The following is an 11,772-nucleotide window of genomic DNA, read 5'->3' as shown; positions in this document are numbered from 1 at the left end:
CATCGCAAAACAATTCAACTAATTTAATCATGCCTGTTCCTTGTTTATCCAATCGTTCTTGGTCGAAAGATCGGATCTCGGAACAGGCATTTAGTTCAATTTCTTAAACGAGATTCAGGTTATTTAATCAATGCCGATTTACCACACCCAGTATCACCACTTAGCATCATGCATGGCTTTTCACCTGCAAGGTCGTGATGCAAACGCAGTTTGTCGAAATCGTTTATGATGGTTTTTGGTATGGTGTATTCAATAAACACCGCTTTAAATTGATTGAGTTTTGCCTTTTTAGCCTCGGTCAGCATAACTAAAACGCCTCAAGATCTGAGACAAAGTCATCCCAGTTATCATCGTCTTTTTTAGGCTTAGTGTCAGCGAGGGTTGCTTCAGCTTGCTTTGCCTCAGGCATTTTAGCAATGGATTTGACTTGAGTATTGTCTACGCCCTGCGCCCTAGCAATTGCTTTGGTGCCAGTAACCTTAGTTTTTGACCCTACATTTTTAAGCTGTCGCGCTTCTTCTTTCACTCGCTCATCAATAAATTGCCGCGCCTTGGCAAGCCCCAGCAGATCCACTTTGCCTTGAATGTAGTCTCTGTAAAATTTAAGGTGGATTTTATGTCTGATCAGCGACAAGCCAATTGTGTAGCCCTCGGAGTCAATGCTTGGCACTTTTATATAGTGCTCTAGCGCATCTAGGTAGACATATACATACGACAGGTCATCTGGGTTTATTTTTACTTTAACCTTTATGCTCTTTTTGGGGCTGTATCGCTTACGATATAAAGAGAGTTCGTCACTGTCATAGTTAATATGTAGATTTTTAATACCCCCTTTGCGCAATGTTTTTTCTTTCGCCATGCACATAACAACATCAAGCTTGTCTGTATCTTGCTCTGTTAGCTGAGCTGGAGGCAGTGCAGTAAACCCTTTGTGCCAGTCTTCACAAGGAATGTATCGAAATCTTGCGTCTGCTGATTGGTGATGTACGTCAACAATCCACTTATGAAGCAACATGGTAAAGGTGCCAAAACGCAATATGGCATCTTTTTTCGGGTTATAATCGTGCCTTGCGAGCATGTTTGAGAATGTTTTACCGGGAAATGGCGAAAGCATCATTTCATTAATGGTTTTAAAAAACTGCTCAACAAAGGGCTTCAGCCAAGGTTTGCCAACAGGGTTATAGCTAATATTTATGCCAACCTCTTCACACGCAAGCTCTAATGACTGACACCAAAATTCGGCACCATTATCAACCACTAAAGTTTCTATCTTTCCACAACATGGCCATTCATTGACGACTTCTGGATAGGTACTTTTAAGATAGCTTTTTGGCTTCATCGCATGATTAATCGCTCTGCGCACAGCATCATAACCTGGACTCTGAAAACCGAGATAAAAGCCAACAACACAGTGGCTATAAACATCGATGAGCAAGGTTAAGGTTGGTCTCCCTAATGGCACATCAAGTTCATCGTCCAATAGAATGAGATCCAGTGGTGTATGGTCTATTTCAACACGCTCAAGCACCCTAGTGGGCCTTTTATGGCTCATCACTTTGTTATACTCAATATCAGCTAAACGTTTGCCATAACGTTCAAGCATCACCTCATACTGAGGTAAGTTATCAATGCGATTTTTAAACGCTTTATAAGTAAGTGGCTGTAGTGGCTCAGCTAACACTTTTTCATTTTCTAAAACGATTCGGTCGCAATAAAAACGATGTGCTGATGCTGCATTCGGGATCTCTTTAGTCAGATAGCGCGTGAGAGCAAGTTCAAAGAACTTGTCTGTATCGGTGCGTGCTTGGCGGTTGCCCTTGCGATGATGCTTTGGGATCAAAGCGTGAATGTCTTCTTCGGCCTTAATATAGTCAGCGTGCCAACCTGCAACCGTGCGCCACTTTGGCTTTTCTTGCCCTTGAAATTCAGGCATTTCAGCGAGTAGTGGTGCTAAGTTTTTCTTCGTCCAGCCACCTACTAAGCGTTGTTTCAGCCACTTAATGTATTTAAGCCGAGCAAGAGTGGCATCTTGCACTTCCTTGGGTAGTGACTCTAAATCACGAGGTTGAGGGTTAGGCTCTTCCGCTTTAGCGGTTTCAGCTAACTTTTGCGGTGCTCCCTCAAAGTTAAACTCGTCTTCAAACTCCATCAGCCCAAATCACCGACTCTAAAGTAAGTTCTGTGTTTAAGTCTGAATTAACACTGCCTAATGACAATAAACGATAAACCGAGGCAAGCACCTCTCCAATGGAGACTTTTAGCATCTTGACCAAGTCTTGAATGATGAGTTTTCGCCACTTGTTGAGTAGCTGAATAATGGAAAGCTGAAGGTCGGTTAAAGACTGAAACCCCGAGTAACGATGAAGCAACTTTAAGTTGTCTAAGGTTGGATAAACACGAATTTGTTTATCGGTAACTAATATCAGTTCAATGCCTAATTGTTCTTTGGCAACTAACTGTTTTTGCGCAAAGCGTGCCCTAAATTCAGGATTTGATATTTTACTATAGGGTTTAACTTCAATAAGTTTTTGCGGCTTCTTGTGATGCGTTATCAAAAAATCAGGAGTGTACCCGCAAACCTTGCCATTGAATTCATATCCAAATACTAACGGTTGAGCCTCAAAGGCTTTTATTTCACGAGAGTATTCAAAGTGAAAGCACGCATCGGACTCTAAGAATGATTCCACTAAGCAAGTAGCTTTATTCTTTTGACTTGCGAACTTGACTAGATTTTTGACTCTGGAGCGACTTATTTTGTGCCTTATCATAACCATCACCGAATATGTGAGACGATTTAAAAGTAGGCTATGCAGGGTTATATTTCAATTTTTATGCGGGGTTTTACTACAAATTTGCAGACTTACACTACAAACAACAAAAATTGGAGTTTGTAGCATAAGTTTGCATAAAGGCGTCATCATTACTTCAATGACTTAGCATTTTGATGGAAGTATAACTTGGCATAAAAGTGAAGTGAAAGAATGCAAAAAGTGACCACTCCTAACCCAATAAACAGGTTCATCTTAACTCGATCTATCAATTCAATTAAACTAAGCGAATCCCGAAGATCTAGACGTCGCAGATGTGCCAGAAGCGGCTCAGGCTAAAATTAGCGAATAATGAGCACAAACCAAGCTTTTTGCATCGCTCAAAGTATGCAGGATCATCATTATTAAAAACGATTTGATCAAGATCCTATTAACATTTGCCTGCCCAAATATTCAAAGGAATAACGCTCAACTCAACGGACAATTGAAGTTCAGTGCAAGTTGTTCCACTGCTGTTGCTCATTCACAGTGTTAAAGCATCTGGCATTGAACATTTTTATCCCCTAAATCAAATACACATTTAGATATTTTAAATAAGTCGAATTGTTTTTTAAGGCCCCTACCATTTACACTATTATTTAAGTAGGAATTAATAATTTTTTCAGGTTTATGTAGTTCAAGTTCTCTGCTTGTAAAACTATCACCAAATTCATTGCCTTTACGCCAATATACCTTTCCATCTTGGAGGATATTTCTTAACAGGTTCCACTCGTAGAAATAAACACCATCATGCTCATAAAAGTTTAGAAATGGTATATTGTGAAGCAAAATAAAATGGCTATTCTCAGCTTTTGCACCATTAAGTCCTCTGCTACTCAATTGATTTCTTATACTTTGTTGGTTGATGTTACCCTTCAAGGTTAGCAATTGCTCTATGTAGCCTTTTTTGAACGATTCGTCATTAAAAAACTTAAACTGCTCAGAGAGATATACTGGAAGAGCAGAAAATCTATATTTAACCTGAATAAAATAATAAATATCATTTTTTCCATCATGCAAAACTATATCGATGTCATACCCTCTTATTTCAGCCTTGTTTCCCGATTTAAATCCATCAAATGGGGTGTACCCGAGGTAATTGAGCTCTTTTAGGTAATTAAGGACGTAATCTTTCTCAAAGAAATCCCCCAACTCCCCTTTAAAATCTCTACCCCTCAGCTGTTTCTGCTTAACATCCAACAGAGCTCCTGCGAACTTTCGAAGTCCATATTTGAACCCTAAAGTTCCTCTCATGTAGAATGAATCAGAGACTTTATATATAAAGCCCCCGTTATTGTCCATTCGAGCATTAAAAGCCGAGCTTAATTGTTGTTCGATAAGCAGCAAGGATTCGTTTCTTATATTGTCACTTTCAACAAAAAACTGTCTATCTTTCGGCTTTTTTCCAACCAGTAAGCAGCACTCTAACACTAATGAAAAAAAGATTATCTCTCTCAGAAAATGGTATCTTTGATTAACACTAACACCTTCTGTAAGGTACTTGGGATTTATGGAAAAAACTTTATCAAGTATGTAGTCTATTGATACTTCAGCTACTTCTTTAGGGACCGTTCTGTTTTTATCTAGCAAAATAGAAATATCATGATACGCTTTCATATCAGATATCTTTGAATTTGATTCAAGGATTTCTGATATCCAATATACCTTCATTCTGCCTTCAAACTTTTTGTTTAATTTGAAAATAATTTCATCCCCTTTGAAGCTCAGCTGAAAGATATTGTTACTTAACAAAAGGTAAACTTCACTCAAAAAGAAAGAAACCCATAATTTTTCGTTTGAAGCAATTGAGTAAAAATAGTCTTCAGTCAAATCGAAAGATTCAGTAACCCTATTACAGTGGTACTCGAGCTTAGTTAGAAGGTTTGCTCTTATATAAGTTATTGCTAGATCTTCGTCAAAATCCGCAATTTCACAATTTTGGTCGAATAACAATCCGATACGAAAAAATTCAGTAAACTCCCCCATAATTTTCTCTAGATCGCTTTGATTGTGAAAATTGCTAGCAACAGGCTTTAAATTCACAATAAATTTTTTTGCATCTTTTAAATAAGACCCATAGAGATCCTCAAAAATTATTCTTGCATCTCTTTCTCGGATGAACTTCCTTAAAGATGGGAATCTATATAGTACTTTTGCTTGCAGACTCGCTGACGACTTCCTTACAATCAGGTAATCAATATTATTTATAGGGTTATCAACGAATTCAAGTAGCTTTATATCCTTATTTTCATAGAGCATTCTGTTTTTCCATAGTACGGCTTAGTTCAACAACCTAACATCAAGCGATTGGGTCATTTTCATGCTTGTGTTCATCTCAATTTACTGATCCTGATATTTTTTACATACATTCCTTTTGCTGTAATAGCTGATTATAAGCGAACTCCATATCTTCAATGAAGTCTTCTGCAATAGTAGGAAAGCCATATTTAAGAGGTTCAGTTTCCCGAAATCCAAATAAACTATATAGGTAACTTTCGTCTTTTTTAGAAACGTGCACGGCATCAAAAGGACGACTTTTTACAATTGCTTGGTTTAGCTCAACCTCATCAATGAGATTGTATTGATCTCCCGTTATATCAACTACAATATCATCAACTTCCAGCCAATAATGAGTTATATCACTATTTTCACCTGTAATTGCTGTAATACCTTTTACTTCAAGAGCTGGCCATAACTTTAGAAAATGATATGACAAAAGCAGAGAAGATAGCTTACAGCTCATAATGGGAAAACAGTCAATGACCAAATTCGTGTTTTCCTTGTCACAATCCTCAAGTAACTTTCGAAACCTAATCGCCTCTTCTTTTATTTTTATGAAAAGTTCACTCTCTTCATTAGGCATTGTAATACTCCCCCACGGACCATTTAACGCTATTGACTAGCTGATACTTACTTCAAATTCATTTGATAGAGCTTCATGTGCAAAAGTAATATTTGAGCCCACTGTGCAGCTATAAACTTGATCAAGTGCTAGATTTTTCTGTGTTACTAAATGCGCGAGGCTTCTCTCAGTAAAGAAAAAGTCACAGTAAGGTAAAGCAGAGACTGCATGCCTAAAGTCATAGTAATCATTATCCTCATACTTTCTATTTTTGTCCCAGCGAACAGCAGCATGTAAAGAAGCTGCAACATTCATGCTCGGCAAATGATTACCTACCTTTTTCAGGCGGAAAAGATTATAGATAACGCTCCCCCAAAGCCTCATAGATTCAGCTTTATGCTGCTCAGTTTCCGACTTGGGCACCTTTTTCCCTATGTCTTGTTCAAAAATTACAACTGAAATCTCTGCTAGGTTTTCTCTAAAGCAATCAACGATCCCTGCAATTTCGTTTAAATACATTTGCTGGTAACTTCTAGCTTCATGATGATGACGAGACTTACCTGCATTCCACAAATCAGCCATATTAAAGTCAGGAGGTCTCGTATATTTCCCACCTTCGAGCATGACCTCTATCATTTCCATCATCGAGACACTCCACATTTGGTCTAAAAATGATTTTTGCATCACTAAATTCTCACTTTGAGATAAGCTTGGATGCTCAAAAGTGTAAAACTCCATATTGTAAGCCAATTTAGTCCAAACCAGTTGAGACATATCAAAAACAGGCTTTTTCAATGTGTGGTATATAAAGTGTAAAACTTCAGTGTTTACGCGCTCTTCAAACCCAACAATTGATATACCCATTGACAATTTATCAACCATTCTTGCAGTCGCTTTCAATGTTTTTAAATCAACTTGTTTAGTAATCTCAAGAAATGTATCTTCACTAATGGGAAAAATGCACTTTTTAACACTGACTAACTTCACACAAAGCTTGAGAAAGTTTGTAGTTTTCGAGTCACGATCTGGATGAAGAGATGCGTCCCTTAAAAGAAGCCAGAATTTTGTGTCTAGATATACAATTTTCATTGTTAAAACATTATCCCCAAGCTCAATTCTAAGCTGACGATAATACTCTTCTAGCGATAAGTTATTTCTTCCTTCGTGTCTTTCAAATGTATTGATAAACCTCATTAAACTTCCTTTTAAAATGAAAAGTACAACCTGAAAAATAGTGAATTATTGTTTGGGTATCATCCTTAAAACACCATCAATGGACTCATTGACAGCATTGCCCAAAAAAGAGCTGTTTTGCGCTAAAAAGCTACCAGCTATTCCCAAGCTTTGTTTCTTAATGCGTACGTATGCCTTAAACGTGGGGTCAACTCTTTTATGTACTTGAAACCACCACTTGTTACTGTGCTTATTGATGATCTTTTCCTTTATTCGCTGATAATATAGACGACTATCATCTCCCTCGTACGTAACAAGCACACTTGCCCAAATCATCTGACAATGAACAACTCTAGGCTTATAATTTCTGGATATAAGTTCTGCTTTAACTTCAGGGTGAAGTAGCAATGTTCCGTCATTAATTTTTCGTTCGATCCACTGAGGCTGGGCTACTTCAAAGAGTTTAGCCCTGTCACTATGAGAAAATTCTTGAGTAATATTGGCCCAAACTTCCAAATCATCCGTCAAAACAAGTTTTTGGATCACATTGGGGTAATCGGATGAAAGCTTCTCTACCGCTTCCCTATACTTCATGTTTTGTCCTTAAACACACATTGAGATAATGAGAGTATTGCAGAACTGACCTGCTCTTTCAGCTTAAGTCAACTCATGACCCTTTATGAGAACATGCTATATAATAATCTTCGACAACCTAAAAAGTAAAATATATGTTGCTAGAACAAAAAGCCCCAGTAAATTCTGGGGCTTTTGAATTGGCCTCTGCCTTTTCGGCAGTAATATGTCATACGATGTGGTTGTTTACTTCTGGGCCTAATTTCAGCTGCCTATGCGGCAGGTCACATTATGAAATTTCTGAATGTCCATTTTGCGATATTTCCAGCTGCCTATGCGGCAGGTCACTTTGAAATTTAAATATTAACTTTGTTTCCAATATTTCCAGCTGCCTATGCGGCAGGTCACAGAAAGCGGTGATTTTCACGTTTAAGCGTATTATTTCCAGCTGCCTATGCGGCAGGTCACAAACCCCAATCAGTTCTAATTGCTTTTCTTTTATTTCCAGCTGCCTATGCGGCAGGTCACACTGAGAGAGATTTTTAACTTGACTTTTTGCAATTTCCAGCTGCCTATGCGGCAGGTCACTATTAAAGTTAGCTTAAAACTTTATAAATTCCATACTATTAAACCTACTTTTAGTAAATAACCTTTGTTTTACCGCCAGCTCGTAACTATTTGATATACAACACTCCGAAAGCTATCGATATTTAAAAGGCTAGTAGCGGAACACTACCTTTGTGCTCTTCATTTGTTGCAAAGCCATAGCTGTTAAAGGTGTTTTGTATTGAGTCTGTTGGCTCTAACCTCAGATGCAGTATAAAGTCGTTTTGATTGCTTTTGCTGGCGATGGGGATCTTATGAAATGCGCTAATTTCTTTATCGTCCGGTACATACTGAGGAGTGTATTCTTCACCTCTGGCTTCGGCTCTGCGTTTTGCGCGTGCCATTCGACGACGTTTTTCGCCCATAGATAACTTATCCAGACTGTGATCACGGATAATCTGTACTTCAGGGGCTTCGACTGGTACTGGCTTTATGCCTGATATTTCAAATAGTTTGTCGTGGGCCATCATTTCAAAGTAGTTTTGCTGACTTAGGTTTTTAAGTGTGGCTTTATCTTCACTCACAAAAGCGATTTGATTGCCTAGGTGTTTGTCGGTCCACTTTGGGAAGCTTACACCAATGTGGTTGCAGCTTCGTTTGTTCATAAAACCGTGCAATATGCCAATGCAACGGCTAGCTAATAGGGTTACATCACAATTTGCTGGTAGGTAAGTAATGGTAAAATAAGCTCGGCTCATTCTTTGGTCCTTTGGAATAACCCGCCTTTGATTAGAACTGCTGCGATGTAGTGAATATGAAAGGCTTGCTCTTGGTTTTTTAGGCCGTTTTGCTCCATTTCTTTTACGTATAGCGCCACTTTTCGTAGCAGTGAATAAAAGTCTAACCGGTTGTTTGGTGCGCGCCTGGCAATCACGTTTTTGTAGTCGGCCCCGTATTCGTGAATTCTTAGCCTCTTGTTTGCATCTTCGTCGTACCAGTCATCAATCATTTGAATCGCAGCCCCCACCTTTTGAGAATGAAAGCAGGCTGCGTCTTTACCCGCTACTTGGGTATAAGCGTAAGTTCTTGCTACGTCATCGTTTTCTGAGAATGATTGGCTTGGGTAAATCTCTTGCCCAAAGTAGGTGTCGAGCTTGGCGGTTATTTCTAAAAAGCAAAAGCTATATGGGTCTTCTAACCCTGTTTGGATCACTTCAGTGAGTATATGCAACGCTTCTTCAGCCTCGCGCCATTTGCCATCCCAGCGTAAACGGTTGGCTTTGCTGATGCTGATAGGGTCAAACCCTTCACCAATTATCTCTAAATCTACATTGGGAGATGTTTTGTTTCGCCATAGCCACTCACACATGAGAATGTTTTTGGCGTAACGCTTTGCCAACTCACCAAAGCCACCATGTTGCTTATAGGTGTTCATAAATCGCGTTAGCCAGTAACTTACTTTTGGCTCACCACATACGTTAGGCTCTAGGCTATTTGCTTCTACTCTAAGTGAAAAACGGCAATAGAGTTGTTGCACGGTGGGCGGCACATAACAAAGCTCTATGGTGTGTGGATTACCAAAGGCCAAGTCTTGTGGGGCTAGCTCTTTGGGTGTGGCTTCATTTTTGTAGGCTTCGGCGAAGCCTGACTTTTGACCTCGGATCTTTTGCCGTTCAATTTGTAATGGTTCAAAGTCGCTTTCAGGTGTTCTATAAAAAAACACCGCCTTACCTGGCGAGAGTGAGCGGGTGTATGAGAGCTGGCGCGGAAGTTTCATTAGTCGTACTCAAACTTGGATTTTTTCATAAGCATAGATGCTTTTTTGCAATGCATGGCCCAAAACCCGTGATTAAAAAAATGCCGAGCGCCAGATAGCCGAACCGTGACCGCATCTACACATTCAAGCAATCCAATTACAGGCTCAACATAGCAATGTAACTGGGTGATTGAGCATTGCCTTGGTTTCGGCTCTTCAAGGGCTAAGTAACCCAATGCAGCTGGCCGCATAGTAGGTCGAAGTGTTAACTGCTCAGCCAGTTCTTTGAAACTGCTCACTTCAACCGATGTTGGATATAGCCACGAACCACCTTTAGGTAACGAGCGAATGCGCTCAAATAATGCCAGTGGTTTTGCGTAAACTTGGCACCAATCAACTTGATCATATAACGATGGCGGATGAAGCGTGCCACCCGCATAGCGCGATGGAAATGCTGCTTTTAGCAGGTTTTCAGACAAGTCGTGAGCGACAGATTGATTGTTAGTTTGCACCCTAAATACCAAATCAAAACATATATCACACTTAGGTATTTGTATAATTGCCGAACGCAGCGGAACACGCTTTTGACCGTCTTTTTTGAGTTTGTTGGGCTCTGGCAGCTGCTTGTTATTGTGCAGTTGGTACGAGCGAATATACACAGCCACACCAATCACATGTACGCCACTGCCTACCAGCTTTTGCAGCTTGCGTTGAAATTGATGCCCCAAACCTTCAAGCGCGGTGATTGACGGCATACCCATTAGGTAAGAGTTCGGCATTGCCTCGGCGTTGTAGACTCGCAAATTCTGACAATGCACATACTGAATATGCTCCGCCTCAAGCTCGTCCTCTTGGTTATTTTGATGCGATAGCACATAGCTAAGTTGCGCTTTTAAGATAGGCATTAGTTCTGGGTGATAAGCGTAACGTTTTAAGTATTTTAGCCCGCTCATTTGCTTGTTGAGCTCTTGGCTTAAAGCAAGCTCTAATTGCTTGTATTCTTGCGTGGCTAAGAGCTTTACTAGCTCAGGAACTGAGTCATTTATCGCTTCGCTTTGCGCCAACTTTATGAGCTTTTCTAACCATCCATAAAGTGCTGTTCGTAGCGCCTTAGTTGCCGCAATACGTGCCAAGCGCTTTTGCCTTAGCGTATTAAACGGCTTTGATTTTGATAGCACCAGTAAAGCGTCACTCACTATTTTGCTATTTAATGCCGACACATTAAAAAGCCGTTGTTCGTCTTGGCTGTAGTAGTCGTTAACGGTTGTCGCACTGTAAGTTTTGGCAAAATATTTAAGTACGTTCACTCTGCCGCCCAGTGCGCTTGGCAGCTCTCCCACATTTGCAGGACGATTGTGCTCAACCACATCGCGTTTAAGCAAACCTCTGCGCGTTGCCATTTGCAGCGTAGCTAAAACGGCATGGCTCGCAACGGGCGATACACTCAAATAGTCTTGCTCTATTGGAATAAGTAACTGAGGGGTGTAATTACTAATTTGCTCAGGCAAGTCTTCACTGGGGAGCTGCGCGGCTATTTGCTCACACACTGCTACCACATCCCTTTTCAGTAATCCTAGCTCTCTAAACTTTGCTACCCAAAAACCCTCTTGCTTTGCAAGCAGCTGTGCCAAACACACACATTCACCACGCCAAACAAAGCCCGTTAAAAACAACTTAGCATGATTAATTTTAGCGCTGTCGTGCGACCAGCCAAATTGCGTTGGATAACTGGCACTGCTGATTACCCTAAGCCCATCATCAACTACTTGCGCCAATAACCTTTGATGGCTGACTCGAATATCAGGGTACTTTAAATTGTGAGTGTGATACCACTTCACTTCATCAATACAAGTTTTAAGGTGTTGCTCATCACGCAGTGCGGCTTTGGCAACACTCACACTCGTTAAGTCTTTTATGTCTTTTCGCTTGTAGGTGAGGTTAATTAAAATCACCAACGCTTGAGGTTCACCCCCTGTAATATCAATATATTCAGAGTATGGTGCAAATGCAGCTCGTAGCGTTTGGGTAAGCTCTTTGCTTGGGGTATTTTGAAGTAGTGTGTGCAGTTCCATTGA

The 11,772-nt window shown here is 40.1% G+C and carries 10 protein-coding genes; all 10 read right to left on the bottom strand.

Annotated features, from left to right (window positions below; genetic code table 11):
* Positions 1 to 119 precede the first annotated feature (119 nt).
* The gene (locus OCI93_RS16970) at positions 120 to 305 is read right to left on the bottom strand and encodes an ATP-binding protein (protein WP_261626891.1); all 186 of its coding nucleotides are present in this window, start codon (positions 303 to 305) and stop codon (positions 120 to 122) included.
* Between the two features lie 2 nt (positions 306 to 307).
* Positions 308 to 2,149 carry a Mu transposase C-terminal domain-containing protein gene (locus OCI93_RS16965; protein WP_261626890.1) on the bottom strand — a complete coding sequence of 614 codons (1,842 nt, stop codon included), beginning with the start codon at positions 2,147 to 2,149 and terminating at the stop codon, positions 308 to 310.
* A complete protein-coding gene (locus OCI93_RS16960; protein ID WP_261626889.1) occupies positions 2,139 to 2,687 on the bottom strand; it encodes a TnsA endonuclease N-terminal domain-containing protein in 549 nt (182 codons plus the stop codon). Before OCI93_RS16960 ends, OCI93_RS16965 begins: the two co-directional genes overlap by 11 nt.
* Before the next feature lie 612 nt (positions 2,688 to 3,299).
* Complete coding sequence (locus OCI93_RS16955; RefSeq protein WP_261626888.1) at positions 3,300 to 5,066, bottom strand: hypothetical protein; 1,767 nt, start codon at positions 5,064 to 5,066, stop codon at positions 3,300 to 3,302.
* A gap of 100 nt (positions 5,067 to 5,166) precedes the next feature.
* Positions 5,167 to 5,670 (bottom strand): hypothetical protein, encoded by a 504-nt coding sequence (locus tag OCI93_RS16950; RefSeq protein WP_261626887.1) that lies wholly within the window; start codon positions 5,668 to 5,670, stop codon positions 5,167 to 5,169.
* 36 nt (positions 5,671 to 5,706) lie between these two features.
* Positions 5,707 to 6,843, bottom strand: a complete 1,137-nt coding sequence (locus tag OCI93_RS16945) for a hypothetical protein (RefSeq protein ID WP_261626886.1) — start codon at positions 6,841 to 6,843, stop codon at positions 5,707 to 5,709.
* 45 nt (positions 6,844 to 6,888) lie between these two features.
* Positions 6,889 to 7,416 (bottom strand): hypothetical protein, encoded by a 528-nt coding sequence (locus OCI93_RS16940; protein ID WP_261626885.1) that lies wholly within the window; start codon positions 7,414 to 7,416, stop codon positions 6,889 to 6,891.
* Positions 7,417 to 8,105: 689 nt separating this feature from the next.
* Positions 8,106 to 8,699, bottom strand: a complete 594-nt coding sequence (gene cas6f / locus OCI93_RS16935; RefSeq protein WP_261626884.1) for a type I-F CRISPR-associated endoribonuclease Cas6/Csy4 — start codon at positions 8,697 to 8,699, stop codon at positions 8,106 to 8,108.
* Positions 8,696 to 9,718, bottom strand: a complete 1,023-nt coding sequence (gene csy3, locus OCI93_RS16930) for a type I-F CRISPR-associated protein Csy3 (RefSeq protein WP_261626883.1) — start codon at positions 9,716 to 9,718, stop codon at positions 8,696 to 8,698. The genes cas6f and csy3 overlap by 4 nt, the downstream gene beginning before the upstream one ends.
* Positions 9,718 to 11,769: a type I-F CRISPR-associated protein Csy2 gene (locus OCI93_RS16925; RefSeq protein WP_261626882.1), complete on the bottom strand. Its 2,052-nt coding sequence runs from the start codon at positions 11,767 to 11,769 to the stop codon at positions 9,718 to 9,720. Before OCI93_RS16925 ends, csy3 begins: the two co-directional genes overlap by 1 nt.
* Positions 11,770 to 11,772 lie beyond the last annotated feature (3 nt).

It is taken from the genome of Pseudoalteromonas holothuriae (assembly GCF_945859825.1).
GTDB classification, from domain to species: domain Bacteria; phylum Pseudomonadota; class Gammaproteobacteria; order Enterobacterales; family Alteromonadaceae; genus Pseudoalteromonas; species Pseudoalteromonas holothuriae.
The sequence above is the reverse complement of the archived record's forward strand: the minus strand, read 5'-3'. Positions and strand labels throughout refer to the sequence as shown.